Here is a 17,617-nt window from a genome sequence, read left to right as displayed (position 1 = left end):
AGTTCGGGCCACATCAACCCGGCTCAACGGCCCCGCCCGCACCGACTCCGATCCCTAGCAAATGCCCGCGCAGCGTCGTCCCATAGAAGCTGTCCTCCCCTGCATGGTCCTTCCTTGCCGCTTGGGCGACGGTACCGTTCTGGCGAGGATCCTTGGGCCGCTCGTGGCTATCGATATAGGCGGCCACATCCCAAGCCTGCTGATCTGTGAGCGAGCCTGGCCGTCCGAAGGGCATATTGGCCTTGATGAACGCGGCTGCCATATCAACCTGCGCCATCCCGGCGCCCCAGTTGTAAGACCCTCGCCCCCATAACGGCGGAAACGTGGTGTGCCCCTGGCCGTCGCGACTGCCCTGACCGTCCACACCGTGGCATTGCGCGCAGTTCTGTCGAAAAACGACCCGCCCACGGTTCAGATCGTAACCGTCGGACGGCTTACTGATCCGTGGATACCCTGCACCGCGCAGCCTCTCACCCGCCGGTGCCCCATTGGCCAGCCATGCCATGTAGGTCACCAAGTCACGATACACCTGGCTCCCCGGCGCCGGCGCCTTGCCTGACACCGATCCGGGCGCATTCATCGAGTACGTGAAGCACGCCGCGATCCGGTCTTCTAACGTACTCACTGACCCCGTCGTTGCGCGAAACGCCGGATACGCGCCATATGCGGCCCACATCGGCGCCGCATTCGCACGGCGACCGGCATCGAGGTGACAGTTGTCGCATGACAACTGATTGCCAACGTGGTCTTTCACATGCAATCCGGTTCGCGTAAAAATGTTGCTCCCTCGCCGAATGGCATCCCCGTAGGGACCGTCCGGGATGTCCGCCTCTGAAGGAGGAATATAGTAGCCATCCGCGCCCATCGGTGTGCGCGCCACGACCGGCTGCCCCTCCCCGCTCGCTTTGCGATCTGCGCTCATTTGGGCGCGCGAGTAGATCGTCGCGAGCACCTTGGGCGTCTTAGCGGCCGCACGGGCCTTCGCCGACGTTGCACCGGTACGCTCACAGGCCGTGCCGACCAGATGCGCCCGATACCCGGCGTAACCCACCGCGATCAGCATCACACCGAGTGCCGTTGCCACCAGCAGGTCGCGACGGAACGCATAACGAGGTGCAGGACGTGGTTTGGCATTCATAAACGTGACTCGACTCTCGTAATCATGCATAAAATCACTTCAGCGATGCGGGGCCATCGCGCGGCAACCTCGGGGAATCGGCAGTCCACCAGGCGTCCACGGCGATCGCTCTTGCGCATCCACCTCAGAACCGGGGTGGCCCCCCACGCAGCCGTTTGTAGCGCGTCTCTCAGATGCCAAAGAGGGTACTGAACATCGCGGTAATGGCGTGATCAAGCTCGTGCGACGACGGCGCATACGTCTCGCCACAGTGCACACACCGCCATCGTTCGTGCCGCCTCGCCGACAGCTCGCTGAACAGCAGGATGTTACTTTCGTCGCAACATGGGCAGCGGGTCGCAATCGGAAAGTCGAACCAGAAGTTCCAGTTCGAGATGGCCAGCAGAAACTTCCGCATATGTGTTTCCTCATTTGTCTCTGTTTGGGGCCTTAGGGCCGCTCGTCGCGCCGCGCCCGCGGGCGGTGCCGCCGTGAGTCCGCCCCCCGGGGACCTCGGCCCGGCGTACGCCATGGCGCGGACGCACAACCCCGCCTCGGTGCACAGCGCGCCGCTGTCGTCCCACGGTTTCCTCGCTCGGTGCGCGAGCGGCGTGACCGCCATGCGCCAACGGGCTTGCTGCCCCAGGGCTCACACAGCGCCGCACAGGCGCGGCAACCCGACCCAGTGTACGGATTGAACCCGCACGCACGAGGCCATCGTTTTGTTGCATGGCCCTATTGTTTTGCCTTAGGGAAGAAAATCACTGTTTAGCGCGCGACGGGCCCTGTTCTTCCACGCGTGCGCACGCATAGCGCGCCTGCAACAGAGATATGCGGAAAACGGGCGTTGTAGCCTCGTTACGAAAGAGGTAACCGCGAACACTTTCTATAAATAAGACATTCATACCGCCTCGCTGTCCATCCAGGCCTTGCCGGAGGGACGCGTTGTACATCTATGCGTCAAGTACGTTTTGACAACGTCAGCACGCCATGGCAGGCCACCAGCGCGGCCGATGCGGCGCGAAGCGTCACCCTGACCCGACGCGCCGAAACGCGCGCGCCCTCAAATGCGTGCCACTTGGACGGTGTACGCCCCCCGACCGCGCGCGACGCGTGACTTGCCGTCGAAATTTCCAAATTCTCAGAACTTGAGCCAGTCAGACTCGACCTGAGTTCGAGCGAACAACTCGATGAGCGGGTATTGGAAAAAATGTGCACTCAATTGACGCGTATGGATGGGCTCAAAGCGCTGGCCATTTGCGTCGACCGCTGCGAGGACATCGGCGATACGGCGACCGGCGCTTTGGCAGAGGCGCTGCCCTGCAAAATCTCGAGAAGGTTCTGGTGGAAATGCGTCTGACTCAAGCATCGTACCGATGGGCTCGCGCGCGACGTCGTGAGTTGGCTACCGGGCGTAGATGCAGTGCATATGCGCGCGGGTCACAAGCAGCACTACGTCAAACGCCCGATGGGCACACTTGTGGGCCGGGGCCTCGGGCTCAGCGTGCCAGGCCAGTTGAAACACGCCTGCGCTCGGCTGCGTGATCTCCAGCGTGGGGGCGAAGTGAAGCGTGTCAGGCACCGCGCGGCGGGTCACGCCACCGGCCGCCACCGGCCACTCTCGCCAGTGCAAGTCCCGCTGCATCGCCGTCGTGCGTTGCATTTCGAGCGCGGCTTTGATGGCCCAGAATGTCGCGGGGGATGCCAGCGAGTCAAGTAGCTCGACGATCGTTGCGTGTGCGCCGCCGCGCTTGAGGTCCTGATAGTGCGCGCATGCGCTCAGCTCAATCGGCTCGACCGTCGGCACGCCCATGCCAACTGCCATTCGCCCCAACTCCGCCGCATGCCTCGCTGCGGCATTCCTGACGTTGACGATCGCATCCCTCACAGCGGTCAAGGTACCCGCGGGCGTGACGGTCACGTCTTGCCGCACGCTCCGACCCGCAACACGGAACTTCACGGTCGCGTCATCGAGACTCTCGAATCGGAAATTCGCCTTGTAGGGCGCGGCCACCAGCTTCTGCAGTGCGACGCCGCTCGTCATACGGACCTGCGGATCGTTCGCGTGCAGAATGTGGTAAGCCAAGCGCTTGGCCGCTTCCTTTCGTGTGCCGCAGAGCCAGTCGGCGAGCGCGCTCGTCCAGCTCGCGATCTCTCTGAAGTGTCGCGCGTTGCCAATCTCGTGGAATTCGGCCTCAGTCATCCGTCGATCAATGGCGGGAAGCCATCGGTTCGTGCTTTCGAAAAGCGCCAGAATTGGCTTATTGTTCATTGCTTGTCGTCCTAAGTGTCTTATCGTCCGCACGGATCGCCTCTGACCCAAAGGGCGGAGCAGCATATCGGCCCCGGCTCACACGATCGCAGCGCCGCGACGGGCCCGCTTTACGTCAGCGGTGAGTTGGCGTTCGATTAGCGTGCGTTCAGCGTCGTGTCGCGTCGCCAGCTTCTCGATTCGCGCAAGCGCCGGCATGACATTGCTTTGGTGCAACCACCTCACCGGGGCAGCGGGCGACGCTCCCCAGTGGGTAAAGCTGCAGTGCCGCGCACGCGGACAGCGCTGAAAGACAAATGCGCCGCGTCGTCAATTGCGATGGTCTCGCCCCCCGGCTTGTCTGACTGCCATTATCGGCGCCGTGCCGGAAGTCGACTTCCGGTAAACACCTGAAGTCTGCCGCCGACCTTCGCCCACGCTCACCGGTGTTGCGCTGTATGCGCTGCGGCAGGATTCGCTTAAGCACGCGGCGTCCCCGTGCACGTTCAGCGGCTCAGTGAGTTCGCATGCGCCGGGTTACGCCTCGGGGCCCCGAACCCGTGGGGTGCTCACGTGACGCTCACGCGAGGCAGGTCACGCCATCCCGATGACTCAGGTGTTGCAGTACCGGGTCCCCGCTATGGACCGCGATGAGATTCATCCCGGCGGGAAAATAGCGGTATCCCAGTGCCGCGAGCATGCCTTCGATTGCGGCCCGATCCGATTTGATGACTTCGACCATCAGGATCGGTCGGCATGTCAAAAGCGTCTGCCGCGCGCCGCGCAGCACTTCGAGTTCCATGCCTTCGACGTCAAGCTTGAACAGATCTAGACGCTCGAGTCTGAGCGAATCGATGCAGATCATCGGCACGCTCGTTCCCTGCGAAGGATCGTACGAGATACGCTGTCCGATATCTTCGGTGTGCGCCCGCTGGCGTAACTCGAGGCTGCCGAAACTCGCATGCGCGAAATAGTCCGGCCGGGGCACCGTCAATTCGCCGCTGCACTCACCGAGCGCGGCCAGGCTTGCGCGGACATTCAGGCAGTTATTGAGGGCGACGTTGCCGGCCAGCGCGTAGTAGATGACCTCCTGCGCCTCGAAGCTCAGCACGCGCCCCCAGCCATGCATATGACGTGCCCATTCAATCGTATGCACGCCGATATTGGCGCCGCCATCGAGCGCAACCACGCCATCGCCGAAATACCGCCGCCGCTGCGCAAGCAGCGCACACGCGAATGCGACTTCCGGTGCAGCATAACTCGACTCTTGCAACAGATCGTGCCCGACGCCGTAGGGGCTCCCGCACGCGGGGATGTTGTAATCGTGACGATTGACGATCAGAGGGCCGTGATTCGAGGCGACGAGAATAAAGGCGAGCGGACGCTTGGGAAATGTCATTGGACAATAGGCCTTTCAATGGAGGGAAGCGCTCCTACCGAGCGCGCATCCGGGGCGAGAAATGACAACGGCCGGGGTAGACGCGCTGCCCTGCTGTTCGCAGGTAGCCGAAGACGGTCGCAGGGCGTGTCAAACAGTCACGCCTTAACCAGGCGCTCTGCCGCGCGGGCGTCGCGCGGTACGCTGAATGAAGCGTCATTCGGGACATTCGTGCGATTCGTGTAGTCCGGGGGATTCTTCTTAATTGTCCGAAGGGTGTAACTCGTCGGGCTCGCCACACCGGGTCGACCCCGGCGGCCTCACTGATGCACCAGTCGTCGCAGTAGCGCGCCGACCTCGGCCGCCGGCACCGGGCTGGAAAAAAGGTAACCTTGCACCTCGTCAAAGCCCTCGGCGCTCACCACGTCAAGTTGCGCCTGCGTCTCAACGCCCTCCACCGCCGTGGTAATGCCAAGGCTGCGTCCGATACCGGCGACCGCACGCACCACCGCCAATGACTCCCGCCCGTCGGGCAAGTCGCCGACGAAGGCTTGGTCTACCTTGATTTTGTCGAACGGGAAGCGACGCAGGTAGCCGAAGGACGAGTAGCCCGTGCCGAAGTCGTCCATCACAATTTTCACGCCCAGGCGTCTGAGTGCCTGCAGCGTCCTCAGGTTGGCATCGCTTTCGTCGAGCATGACCGACTCGGTGATCTCCAGTTGCAGCCGCGCCGCGGCGAGCCCTGAGCGCGTGAGCGCCTCGGCGACCATGCTTACCAGATTTACGTCCTTGAATTGAAACGGCGACAAATTCACGGCCACGGCGATTCCCTCCCCCCAGCTCACCGCCTCATGGCAGGCCCTGCGCAATACCCATTCGCCGATCGAATGAATCAGGCCGCACTCCTCCGCCACGGGGATAAACTCGGCAGGCGACACCATGCCCGCATCACCACGACGCCAACGCAATAGCGCTTCGCAGGTGCTCACTTTTTGGGAAAGCAAATCCACCAACGGTTGAAAAAAAAGCTCGAACTCGTTGCGTGCGATCGCGCCTTTGAGTGCCGCCTTCATCGCTTGGCGCGTCAACAAATGGGCATCCATGCCGGGCACGTAGCGCCGAAACGTGCCTCTGCCCTCCGCCTTCGCCCGATACAGCGCCACGTCGGAGGCACGCAGCAGCGCATCGACGCTCGTCCCGGCGTCCGGTGCAAAGGCGATGCCCACGCTCGCGCCGATGTCGACCGACACCGCCTCCAGGTCGAAGGGTCGCTGCAGCGCCTCGATGATGCGTGTGGCGAGCAGCTCCGCATCGGCCTCGCACCGCACGCGCGGGGCGACCACCACAAATTCGTCCCCCCCCACACGCGCGACGGTGTCCTCGTCGCGAACGCAGGCATTGAGTCGGTCGGCCATTTGTCGCAAGAGCATGTCCCCGACCGGATGCCCATAAGTGTCATTGACCTGCTTGAAGGCAACTAAGTCCAGCGTGAGTACGGCCAGTGGTGCGCCCACATGCACTTCCGACAGATGGCGCTCGAGCCGCTCGCGCAGCAGCAAGCGGTTCGGCAGGTTGGTCAGCGCGTCGTGGCGCGACATATGGAACACTTGCGCCTGTGCCTGGAAGCGCTCATGCTCGGCGCGCCTGCGCTCGGACGTATCCCGAAAGAAGATCGACAGCCCCTCGTCGGTGGGCGACGCGTGCACCTCAAGCCATCGGCCAAGGGCCGGCAAGTATTCCTCGAAGGTGACAGGCTGGTTCGTCGCAAAGGCCCTTCTGTAGCATTCGGCAAACACACCGTTGCGCTCGTGCGGGTACAGCGTCCACAAACTCTGGCCGATCGCCTCGTCGCCGAGCGAGAGCAGCCGTCTCGCGTTGGCGTTCAGGTAGGTCAGGTGCCATTCGCGATCGATCACTACCACGCAATCGAGTGTGTTTTCCAACACCAAGGCGAGTTTGGCTGCCGCCGATTCGGCGGCGCGCCACGCCGCCTCGCTCGCGTCGCGCGCCGCCTTCGCCCCGCTGATGTCGCGCCAGATCGTGAGCATTCGAGCGGGCTTGCCATCACTGCCCAATACCGGCGCGGCGATGATATCCATGCACACGCTCTGCCGCTCGCAGGTCGTGACCCACGCTTCAAATCGAGCAACCTGCCCGGCGCGGACTTGCTCAAGCGCTTGCTCCCCTTTGGCAAAGTCACCGGCACCCAACGTCTTGCCCCAGCGATAGCCACGCACATCCGCCGCCTCCGGCAGGCCGAACAGCTTGCGCCCGGCCGGATTGACGAACAGGGGCTCGCCATCGGCATCGAGCAACTGAATACAGTCCGGCGTACTCTCGACGATGCTGCGCACCAACGCCTCGCTCTGCTCGAGCGCGAGCTCGGCGGCCTTGCGCTCCGATAGATCGAGCACGCATCCTGCGTAACCGAGCAAATCACCCTCAGCGTTCACACGCGGCTGCCCGATATCGATGACCCAGGCCCAACTGCCGTCTACACGCCGCAGTCGGTATTCCGCCTGCATGCGCTCGCGCGCCGCGCTGGCTTGCGCAATGCTCGCGAGCAGCGCCGCCCGATCTTCGCGATGCACCGCCTCCAGCCAGCCGCGGCCCAACGCCTGCTGCGCCGTTTGTCCCGTGGTTTCTTGCCAGCTTCGGTTCAGATAGGTGGTCGCGCCCTGCGCGTCGGCGAGCCAGATGATGACCGGCACGTTGTCCGCGATCAGCCGAAACCGCCCCTCGCTCTCGCGCAGTGCCTCTTCCGCGCTCTTGCTCTCGTGAACGTCCTCAAGCAGCCCATGCCAGCTGACGATGCGGCCCTGTTCGTCGCGCCGGGCAGCGGCACGATTCCTCACCCAACGGAAGCTGCCGTCGGCGGCAAGCACCCGGCATTGCACGTCCAAGGGCGCGCCGCTGGCGACCGAGGTATGCCATTGCTGGCGCACACGCGGCAGATCCTCCGGATGCACCGCGGCCTCCCAGCCCGAACCATATGCCGCTTCAGGCGCTCGCCCGGAAAGGCGACCCCATGTCGGGCCAATCTCGATCACCGCGCCGCTCGCATCAGCCACCCACACCACCTGCGGTAGCAAATCCACTAGCGCCCGGTAGTGCTCTTCGCTGCGACGCTGCCGGCGCTCGGCTTGCCGAAGCTCCGTCACGTCGATCGTCACCGCGATCACGAGTTTCGGTCCCACGCCGGGAAGCGCAATGCGGTACTTGTGCGTGAGAAGCTGCCGACATCCGCCCTCGGGTGTCGTTATCGACTCCTCGTACATGTGAGGCTCGCCACTGGCCAGAATCTCGCGGTCCACGGCCATGATCCGCTGCGCCTGCGCGGCGGGCACGACCGCTTCGTCGGTGCGACCGAGCAAGTCGCGCGCGGTGCGACCGAGCAGCGCGCACGCCGCAGCGTTGACATAGACAAAGCGCAACTGCGCATCCTTGATGATGACGGGGTGAGCTAAACCCGAGAAGACCGCACCGAGCATCTCCTCAAGCGTGCTGCCGGGCACACACGCGTGTGCGCTGCCTGAGTCTGTGGACATGACAAAACCTCTGAAACCGCTGTTGATCCCTGCTGCGCGCCCCGATGTCGCCGCCCCACCGCTATCGCCCAAGGACGCCGTGCGCCGCAAACCACGCGCGCCTGTGCGTGCCAAGGGGCCGCTCACAGACCTCGTCTTAGGCGTTGACGTGCATGCGGCGCGCTTCGAGCCGCGCCCCGCGAGCGCGACGCGGCCGGGGCGCGGGGAGTGCCCTCGCGGGCGGGGGGCCCCTCCCCATAGCGCACTTCCGGGCTCAATACTTGATCTGCGCGCCGAGGTTGACCGAGTACACCGCACTCTTGGCGCCCACATCGGTAGCCAGGCGCAGGAACGCGACCGACTTCGGCTTGACGGCGTACCGCAAGGTCGCATCGACGTGTGCCGTGTCGCGATCGAGCGGCGTGGCGAACACCGTCCAGTTCTGACCCGGGTTGCCGTTAAACGCGAGCTGCGCCTGCTGCTCCGTACTGCCGTAGCGGTGCTGCCATGCCACGTTGGCTTCCCACGACAGCTTGTCGATCCCCGCCTCACGCGCCACACGTATGCCCAGTAGCGTCGCCGGATTGGTCTGACTCATGCTCGCGGCATTGACCCCCATCAGCGGCGCCTGGCTTTCGCTAAAGCCGCCCTGACGGATCCAGTTCAGCCGCGCCCCGACATACGGCCGGACGTCCAGCGCACGGTAATTCAGCTTCATGCCACCTTCCGCGTACGCGCCCGCCGCCTCGGTCACAAACGAGCCGCTCGGGTTCTCCGAGAGCGCGGCCACACTCAGTTGGCGATCCAGGCGGTTGCCCCACGCCCCCATGCCCACCATACCGTTCGCGTAGAAGCGCGAGGCCGACGGCTCATAGCCCCCGTACGCCAGCACCTGTGCGCCGGTGCTGCGCCCGTTAGCGTTGCGATCTTTAAATTGCAGCCCGCCCAGGTCGACCGATACCGCCGCGCCCACGCGCCACTCATCGCTTAGCGCCCGATCGTAGCCCGCTGCGATCGAGCCCAGATTCGCCGTCACCGACGGCGAGCCCTGTGGCAGCTGACCGCCCGTGTGCATCCCGTTGTACTGCATCGACGCCCACAGCCCGTGGCGTACCGCGGCCGATTGCGGCTCGCGCGACGCCTGCGCGAGTCGGTTACCCACCGTCGTGTACAGCGTGTTCATGCGCTGCTCGGCCACGCCGAGATAGGTCGGTATTTCATCGGCGGCAAGGATCTTTAACGCCTGCTGTGCCTGCGGCACGTTCATCACGTTCAGGTTGTCCGTCACCGCATTGCCACCCTGCGCGTAGATGCCCTCAAGCGCTTCGCCGACATTGTGCTGGTTCCAACTGCTGCCGACGTCTCCGTAACGGATGTCGTTGCGATCGAGCTCAAGTTGCACCGCGCCATCCGGATAGAGCACCGTGGGTGTCAGGTACGCGAAGTCCGAATTCAGGTTCGTGAATGTGCCGGTGCGCGCGCCCGTGTAGGTCAGCACGGTGTAGACGGTCTTGGCTGAGTAGTTGCCCGGTTTGGGCGCGACCTCCAGCCACGTGCCATTGCCGATCGACACGTCGCCCACCACGCGCGTGCGCCCGTTGCTGCCGTCGGCATCGACTACCACCCGGTATGCGCCGCCGTCGCCAAACGTCAGCTTGTTCTGCGCCGTGAGCCCCGAGCCGAGCTGGTCGGCCAGCAGCTCGCCGCCCGCGTTGATCGACGCGTCAAAGACCGTGCCCAGGCCGGTCAATATCCCGCCGGAATTGACCTGCGTTGCACTGGCGATGCCGCCGGCGAGCACGTCTTGCAGGCCGCCGCTGTTGACGGTCGTGAAATTGGCCAGCCCGCCCGAGGATACGGTTTGCGTGCCGCCATTGAGCGTGGTGCGGTTGGCCGTGCCGCCCGAGGCGACCTGCTGTTCGCCGCCGCCGTTGACCACCGTGTCGTTGGCTACGCCCTCGGTATCGCCGTCGATGTACTGCAGGCCGCCGTAGTTCACCGTGGTACGGTTCGCCTCACCGCCGGCCAGGACATCCTGTCTGGCGCCGTTATTGACCACGGTGTCCCAGGACACGCCGCCTGCGCTGAGCGTCTGCGTGCCCGAGGCATTGAGGGTCGTCGATGAGGCCGTGCCGCCCGAGACCAGTTGCTCGCCTGCCCAGTGAACGATGGTGTTCTGCGCAAGCGCGCCTGACCCCACCTCCTGTCGCCCGCCAAACAGCGTCGTGCCCCATGCCGAGGCCCCCGAGGTCAGCGTCTGTAAGCCGCCGGTATTGACCCCGGTGTCGCGCGCACTGCCGCCGCCCAGGATTTGCTGGGTGCCGCCGCTGTCGATGCCTGTGCCGCTGGCGAAGCCGCCCGAGCTCACCGACTGCACGCCGCCCGTGTAAATCATCGCTCCCAGAGCGCTGCCGCCCGCGGAGACGTTTTGAGAACCCCCCGCCGAGATGCTCGCGCCCGTGTCCACGCCGCCCGAGGTAATCGACTCGACCCCGCCCGCCAGGATCGACACACCTGTTGCCGTCCCCGCAACCGAGAGGTTGCCGCCCGAGACCGTGCTGCCGCTTGCGGTGCCGCCGGCGAGCACGTCTTGCAGGCCACCGCCGTTGATCAGGGATCGATACGCCACGCCCCCCGAGTCGACTTCCTGCAAACCGCCGCTGCCGATAACGGTGCCGCTGGCGTTGCCCTCAACGGACTGTTTTCCGTTTGCCAACAACTGAGTGTCATAGGTCGTGCCGCCCTCCTGCACATATTGGGAACCGCCCCCCGAGACCACTGTGCCGCTCGCCTTACCATTCGTGAGCACGCCTTCCACACCACCGCTGGAGACTTGCGTGCGCCACGAGTAACCCGCCACCAACTGTCCGCCGCCGGCGAGCGAGGCGTCCAGTGCGGAGCCCCCCACGCCGATGAGCTGCTTGGCGTCGTCATGAATCACCCCGCCGCTGGCAACCCCCCCGGAGGAAACAAACTGCTCCCCGCCACTGTTGATAACGGTGTCAAGCGCGAGCCCGCCCGAGAACACTTGCTGCTTACCGCCTGCGTTGATCGTCGAGCTGAAGGCCTGGCCGCCGAGGGAAACGTTCTGCAAGCCCCCCGAGGAGAGCACCGAGTTGCTGGTAATACCGCCGGACATGAGCGTTTGCGCGCCCCCGCCGCTGATCGTGGTGTTAAGCGCGACCGCGCCGCTGAACAGCTGCTGCTCACCGCCGCTGTTGACGTTGACCCAGTTCGCTGAGCCGCCCGAGAGAATCGTCTGAAGACCGCCACTGTTGACTGTCGTGCTCACTGCCAAACCGCCCGAACTGATCGTCTGCTTGCCTTGATCGTTGACGGTGGTGTTGCTGGCGACCCCACCATCCTGGATCTGCTGCTCGCCGCCGGCGCCTACCACCGTGTTCGAGGCCAGGCCCTGGACCTGCTGCACGCCTCCCGAGAGCTGCGCTCCATTGGCCGTGCCCCCCGAGCTTACCACCTGGAAACCGCCGCTCGAGACAAGGGTGCTGTTGGCCTGTCCGCTCGCGAGCACGGTTTGCGTGCCGCCGCCGGAGACCGTGCCGTTATTAGCCACCCCGCCCGACTGCACTGTCTGGATCCCGCCGCTTTGGATGGCAGTCTGGTTCGCCGTGCCTGCCACGTTCTGTGCGCCACCATTGCGTACTGTGCCCGAGGTATCGGTCCCGCCGCTACGCACGTTCTCGACGCCGGCCACCAGTGCGGACATCGCTGCGCCGCCCGCAAAGACGTCGAGCGTCGCGCCGTTTTGCAGCGTCGTCGCACTGGCCTGCCCGCCGGAAGATACCTGCTGCGAGGCCCCTGCCGAAACGGTGGTGGAGTTCGCGCGCCCGCCTGAGGAAACCACCTGCATGCCGCCGCTGGTGACGCCCGTGGCGTTGGCCACGGCGCCGTTTAGGACGTACTGGTTGCCGCCCGAAAGGGTCTCGGAGGTCATCGTGACACCCGAGTTCAGCGTCTGGCTGCCGCCCGTCAGGATCTGTGCGTTCAACACCGTCCCCCCGGCCGATATGCTCTGGTTGCCCCCGCTGCTCACAACAGTGCCGCTGGCCGTCCCCCCCGACTGCACGGCTTGCAAGCCACCCGCTGCGAGCGTCGACCGGTTCGCCGAGGCGCCCGCCTGCACGAACTGGCTGCCTCCCACGAGCGAAGTCGAGTTCGTCACGGCGCCCGAGGTGAGCGTTTGGCTGCCCCCAGCGAGGATCTGTGTGTTGGACTCCAGACCGCCAATCGACAGCACCTGATTGCCGCCACTACTGACCATTGTGCCGACCGCCTGGCCGCCTGATGAGATGATCTCGGTGCCGCCGCTGCTCACCTGCGTGCCGCTAGCCGTACCGGAAATCGCCTGCACGCCGCCGCTCAGAATGGCAGCCCCAGTGGCAATTCCGCCTGAAAGGATTCTTTGGGTGCCGCCAGAACCCACGGCGGTATTCGAGGCGCTCGCGCCCGCCCGCAAAGTCTGCGAGCCGCCCGCCAGAATAGTTTCTCCAGTGGCACTGACGCCGGGATTGATAATTTCGTCCATCCCCTGAATCGTGTTACCCGACACGACGTTACTCGGGAACAAGGTCATAGGTCCACTGCCCGTGATCCGGTTCCCAAGGAGGAATGCGCCCCCGTTCAGATTGGTAAAAAAGCTGGAGACGACAGTCGTATCGCTCAACACCCCAGGGGCGCCGCCTGATCCGCTGACGACTCCGATGGAGCCACGGCTGATGGTTCCCCCGCTGAGAACACCGCCGCTTAAAATGCTCACTCGGACATCGCCTGAAATGGACGGGTTAATGACCGTTCCACCTCTCACTATCATGTCAACTAGGGTATTGGTGCTTCCGCCACTTGTCTGGGAAACACTCAGGTTGTACGCCACCCCACCCGAATTCACCTCGATGGTGGGATAAGTCAAGGGGGCTGGTGGGTCTACAAAATCATGAAATCTCACGCCGCTGGCAACGCCGTTGACCACCAAAAAGACGGTCCCGCCCACATAGGGACCGGGAAATCCACCCGCATCACCTGAGCCGGTCAGATTGACATTGATCGCGGTGCCACCCGCGTAGATGAACATCCCACCATACGTGCCGCCCGTGTGGGAGGTGCCGGGCGACACGATGAAGGTCGTGGCGTTCGCGTTCCCCGCCCCCCCAAACACGCCAGCCGCGCTGCACAGCATGAGCAACAACAAGCGCGGCGGAATTCTGCGCTTGGCCCCGAACGTGCGGGTCCCGAACTTGCGGCGGAAGGTAATACTTTTCATGGCATTTTTCTCCTGAGCGCGCACACGCGTCGACAGCCGCTTTCTGTCCCAATCGCTTGGGAGGTTTTTTCTATTCCGGCACCGGAATTCCCATGAAATCATTCTCAAGACACCGCTGCGCTCCGTAAAATCTGCAATGCTCAGGAAGTGTTATTTCCGCTCATTCGCCGGCGCCGCAGCGTCACGTAGGCACCTGCGGCGAACAGCGACTGCCTACGCCGCATGGCTCCCGCACGCGAGCATGGTGAATCCACCATTACCCGTCAGGCGCGCGAAGCCGATTGCAGTTGACTCAAGCTGATGAAAGAGAGCCGAGAAGAATCAAGAGAAGCGAGGGGAAGGCAGGCCAGTCGCAACGTACGAGCCGAAGCCCGCCGGCGGCCCCACCGACGACGGTTCGCTCTGCGGCGGCCAAAGGCCACTCGCGCACCCGCACGCTTCGCTTCACGATTGGTCACCCGGATCGGCGACGCAAGCGGGTCATTGGCAGGAAGCAAGAAAGGCAGGACGCGAGTGCCCCGAGAAGGGGTCACGTCCGAGTGCTGACTGCACCAGTGCGGCAAGCCCATCCATGCCGCGGCGCATATTGGTAATGCCCGCTGCCAGCCAAACGCGGGTACCGCCTGGCGGCGCAATCATGCTGGCGTCAGGCAGCGCAGCACGAGGCGCAACTGCACGGGGCCGACCATGCCCGTGACACGTACACGGGCACCGTTTAGTTCATTCTCGATGCCCGATGCGGCCGGTACCCTCTCGCGATGTGGCCCGACAGACTGTAGAGTGGGCGACACCGGTTCTGCTCTCTCGCCGCTCGGTGCATCAGGTTGCGCTACGGGCAGCAACACCGCTGTGCTGTGCCCCGTCCCTTCAAATAGTCCCGCCCGCAGTTGCCGACGCCACTTGAACACCCTATTCGAATTCAGCCCGTGCACCTGCGCGAGCTTGGCCACCGAAATACCCGGCTCGCACGCCGCGACGGCAACTTGCCCTCGGTACTCCGGTGTGTAGGTCGCTCTGCCTTTACGGTTCGAAGGCTTTACATTCCGTGTGTCCAAAGTAGTCCCGACCACTTGAAGTAACGGACATCACTTTGGATACCGCAGGAACCTTTGTCCATGCGGCCTTCAAGTCACGCTTACTATTCGGTTGCGAAGTGCTGCCCGTGCGCAAGGTCGTCCCGGCAGTATCGCGACAGCCATTCGTAGCGCACCGTCCGGTTCAATCGCTCTACGTAGGCGTTCTGCCGCGGCTTGCCAGCCTGAATATGGTTCAACGCGCTGCCATCCTTGGCAGCCCATTGTCAAGGGGAGCATGCGAGGTGTCCCCAGGCGGGGGAATGGGCTGTTCCTTTGGGACACCAGGCGCTTAGCGCTTATCTTCGGGCTGACGTGTCCCCGGAAACTGGACAGTTTAAAACTGGAGAGGGGCTGCCTCTTTGGGTTGTACTGACCACTTTTGGACGAACTCGCTTGGGGTCAGATGGCCGAGCGAGCTGTGGGGACGATGATGGTTGTAGTCGTGCTGCCAAGCCGTCATTTTTTCTCGGAGGTCGTATAGCGTGACGAATTCATGCACGTTAAGGAATTCATCACGCAATCGACCATTGAAAGACTCGATCAGTCCATTATCGGTCGGCTTACCGGGGCGTGTGTAGTCGAGTTTCACCCCACGCCGGTATGCCCAGTCGTCTAGAGCGCGGGAGGTGAACTCTGTGCCGTTGTCCACGGTGATGGATTCGGGCCATCCACGAAGGAGCGCAGAACGATCCAGTGCTTGGCCAACCGCACGGCCGGTCTGTCGAAAGTTGGCCTCCAGACAGACACTCTCGCGACTCCATTGATCGATGACGGTCAGGATGCGAAAGCGGCGCCCATCAAGCATCTGATCATGAACGAAGTCCATGCTCCAGTGCTGATTCGGCCCAGTGGGCACCGGCGGCTTGCCTCGCAGCAGGGCGATGCGTTTGCGCCGCTTGACCTTCATCCGCAACTGCAACCCCTCCAGGCTGTAGAGCCGATAGACGCGCTTTTTGCCCACCTCCCAGCCCTCGCGATGCAACATCACCAGCACCCGCCGGTAGCCAAACCGCGGGCGACTTAAGGCGATGTCCCGGATGCGTTGGCGCAGCGCACTTTGATCTCGCGCATGACTCTTCGCGTACCAAGTCGAACGCTGTAGCAACGCCAGCGCGCAGGAACGTTGCACGCTGATCTGAAAGCGCTCTTGCATCCAAGCCGCCAGCTCGCGCCGTTTGGCGGCCTTCAGACTTTTTTTCGCACCACCTCTTGCAGGATCTGCTTATCGAGCGTCAGGTCGGCGACGATACGCCGCAGGCGTGCGTTCTCGTCTTCGAGTTGCTTGAGCTTGCGCATCTCGCTAATGCCGAAATCGGCGTATTTCTTCTTCCACGTGTAGAAGGTTGCCCCCGACACACCAAGCTGCCGACAGACGTCGACCACCGGCGTGCCGCAAGAACTGCGCGGCGAGGGCTTTGAACCGTTCACCTCGCCAACTGTTGTGCCCTCCAGTTAGTATTATCAATGTCAATGCGATGTATTTCACGCATGCTCGTGGCAACGGCATTTAAATACAATGAATCATTAATAACATCAGTTAGCCTGTCATTTTTTTCAAAGTTAGCATTTTCATCGGCGAAACGACTTCTGTTTTCTCCGTAGAATTTCTTGATTTCGCTTGGCGTAATAATGGCACCGTCATTCCAGGGATCAATAATAAATTGCTCCTCCATACCATTAACTGAGAGTTTAACGACTCCGACCACGTGATTCCCTCCGTCCTGCATATTCGCAGCAATGGAGGTAGTGATATTGGCGTCTCTTATCTGATCGACGGAGCATCCCTGTGCCGACAAGCGCGTTTCGATAGTCAATTTACAGAGGGCCATACTGATCATCGCCTGTTCGATACAGTTCCAAACATTGAATTTTAAACATTTTTTGCCGAAAAAACAAACAATAAAACGAACGCGTTTTCTTTGGATTCCTCATTGGCAAGATCGGCTGATTGCCAGTTAATATTTTTTATGAATTCTTCGTGCTTTGTTTTTTTGTCTTCAAGTAAAGCGGTTTCTTTATCGTTATGACAATTTTCAAGAAATTTATCAATGTTTTCAGTGTCTTTGGTGTCTGATACAAGGATGATTTGATTTGTAAATTTGGAGCAATCAATTAATATTTACTTGACGTGCGATAAGAATAAGTTGCGTGCTACGTGGTCTTCGGGGCGCAGGTCAGCGTGTCGAACAACCCCAGATGAGATAGGGGTAAGCATCATAAAGTAGGCTCCCTGGTCTATGGACCGATGATTAATATCATCAAACATCTTAAAGGACACTGTCCTGCCCTCGGTTTGATGGGCACGGCACCGCGCGGCTCGGCGCTCCAAGACAAGTCTGCGTCCCTCGCGGACAGCAGACCTGCGTGACCCTTCAAGTGAGCGGCTCGAACGTCGGCTCGGCGACCGAAAAAATATCCTGTGCTCCCACAACCATAATGGAGCGCTTGGTCGGGCTGCTCGCCCCAGGAGAGTGAGAATCGGGTGGGCAGTTCCGCGCCAGTACCGCCATCTGAATGAATTTTTTGGCACCAGGGCTACCGGTGTTGGCGATAGCTCATCCGATGCGGACATGTCCAAACGGTTTCCTGCGCGACCTTCGGCCTGATCCTCGCCATTACGGGACCAAGATAAATAGCGTAATACATCGTGGTGGCCACATTCTCTTAGCCTCGGCATTCCTCCCTCGTCCCTCACTCTATTCGGCTGATATGACGCCTACGGCCCGGATGCTTCCCTCCGGACCTGCGCGCTTCGCTTGCATGCGCTCGGCATGCAGCACTGCCAATTCCCGTTAAGCCATCTTTCCTGACTTCATCCCCTTGTCCGCGACTGTAGCGCACGGCCCGCTGCCCTCAAGGCGCGCAGGGCCGTGTCCTCGGCTGCGCCTGCGGGCCGCACCCACCCTGCGCTGGTTTCCTTGACGGCGCCGCGCCGCGCACCCCTGGCCGTCGCGGGCGATGAACTCAGGAAAGACGGCGGCAACAGGCCA

At 62.6% G+C, this 17,617-nt stretch carries 9 protein-coding genes and 2 pseudogenes; all 11 read right to left on the bottom strand.

Annotated elements, in window-relative coordinates:
* Window positions 1–13 precede the first annotated feature (13 nt).
* The gene (locus AB870_RS23450; RefSeq protein WP_237170174.1) at window positions 14–1,168 is read right to left on the bottom strand and encodes a c-type cytochrome; all 1,155 of its coding nucleotides are present in this window, start codon (window positions 1,166–1,168) and stop codon (window positions 14–16) included.
* Between the two features lie 139 nt (window positions 1,169–1,307).
* The gene (locus AB870_RS23445) at window positions 1,308–1,535 is read right to left on the bottom strand and encodes a hypothetical protein (RefSeq protein WP_047909324.1); all 228 of its coding nucleotides are present in this window, start codon (window positions 1,533–1,535) and stop codon (window positions 1,308–1,310) included.
* A 987-nt stretch (window positions 1,536–2,522) separates the two neighbouring features.
* On the bottom strand, window positions 2,523–3,389 hold the full coding sequence (locus tag AB870_RS23440) for a hypothetical protein (protein WP_064674946.1): 867 nt from the start codon (window positions 3,387–3,389) through the stop codon (window positions 2,523–2,525).
* Window positions 3,390–3,948: 559 nt separating this feature from the next.
* The gene (locus AB870_RS23435) at window positions 3,949–4,767 is read right to left on the bottom strand and encodes an FkbM family methyltransferase (RefSeq protein WP_047909322.1); all 819 of its coding nucleotides are present in this window, start codon (window positions 4,765–4,767) and stop codon (window positions 3,949–3,951) included.
* A 299-nt stretch (window positions 4,768–5,066) separates the two neighbouring features.
* Window positions 5,067–8,237: a PAS domain S-box protein gene (locus AB870_RS23430; protein WP_047909421.1), complete on the bottom strand. Its 3,171-nt coding sequence runs from the start codon at window positions 8,235–8,237 to the stop codon at window positions 5,067–5,069.
* Between the two features lie 310 nt (window positions 8,238–8,547).
* Complete coding sequence (locus tag AB870_RS23425; protein WP_167362754.1) at window positions 8,548–13,551, bottom strand: AIDA repeat-containing protein; 5,004 nt, start codon at window positions 13,549–13,551, stop codon at window positions 8,548–8,550.
* Between the two features lie 513 nt (window positions 13,552–14,064).
* Window positions 14,065–14,190: pseudogene (tnpB, locus tag AB870_RS25870) on the bottom strand (IS66 family insertion sequence element accessory protein TnpB); the annotation flags it as partial.
* Window positions 14,187–14,621 carry an IS66-like element accessory protein TnpA gene (tnpA, locus tag AB870_RS25865; protein ID WP_084664285.1) on the bottom strand — a complete coding sequence of 145 codons (435 nt, stop codon included), beginning with the start codon at window positions 14,619–14,621 and terminating at the stop codon, window positions 14,187–14,189. The pseudogene tnpB and the gene tnpA, both read right to left, overlap by 4 nt.
* 71 nt (window positions 14,622–14,692) lie before the next feature.
* Window positions 14,693–14,851, bottom strand: a pseudogene (locus AB870_RS27385) (integrase core domain-containing protein); the annotation flags it as partial.
* Window positions 14,852–14,961: 110 nt separating this feature from the next.
* A protein-coding gene (locus AB870_RS23415; protein ID WP_157112504.1) for an IS3 family transposase occupies window positions 14,962–16,079 on the bottom strand; the annotation gives its coding sequence in 2 pieces (ribosomal slippage) (window positions 14,962–15,830 and window positions 15,830–16,079; 1,119 coding nt in all).
* Window positions 16,052–16,465 carry a hypothetical protein gene (locus AB870_RS23405; RefSeq protein ID WP_047909318.1) on the bottom strand — a complete coding sequence of 138 codons (414 nt, stop codon included), beginning with the start codon at window positions 16,463–16,465 and terminating at the stop codon, window positions 16,052–16,054. Before AB870_RS23405 ends, AB870_RS23415 begins: the two co-directional genes overlap by 28 nt.
* Between the last annotated feature and the right edge of the window lie 1,152 nt (window positions 16,466–17,617).

This window comes from Pandoraea faecigallinarum (assembly GCF_001029105.3).
Lineage (GTDB): Bacteria > Pseudomonadota > Gammaproteobacteria > Burkholderiales > Burkholderiaceae > Pandoraea > Pandoraea faecigallinarum.
Note: the sequence above shows the minus strand (reverse complement) of the source record. Positions and strands in the feature narration are given on the sequence as shown.

Bases quoted from the DNA above. Each gene is read 5' to 3' on its own strand.
- AB870_RS23405 (WP_047909318.1), bottom strand. From the start codon at position 16,465: ATGATCAGTATGGCCCTCTGTAAATTGACTATCGAAACGCGCTTGTCG.
- AB870_RS23425 (WP_167362754.1), bottom strand. From the start codon at position 13,551: ATGAAAAGTATTACCTTCCGCCGCAAGTTCGGGACCCGCACGTTCGGG.
- AB870_RS23445 (WP_047909324.1), bottom strand. From the start codon at position 1,535: ATGCGGAAGTTTCTGCTGGCCATCTCGAACTGGAACTTCTGGTTCGAC.
- AB870_RS23450 (WP_237170174.1), bottom strand. From the start codon at position 1,168: ATGCATGATTACGAGAGTCGAGTCACGTTTATGAATGCCAAACCACGT.
- AB870_RS23430 (WP_047909421.1), bottom strand. From the start codon at position 8,237: ATGCTCGGTGCGGTCTTCTCGGGTTTAGCTCACCCCGTCATCATCAAG.
- AB870_RS23440 (WP_064674946.1), bottom strand. From the start codon at position 3,389: ATGAACAATAAGCCAATTCTGGCGCTTTTCGAAAGCACGAACCGATGG.
- AB870_RS23435 (WP_047909322.1), bottom strand. From the start codon at position 4,767: ATGACATTTCCCAAGCGTCCGCTCGCCTTTATTCTCGTCGCCTCGAAT.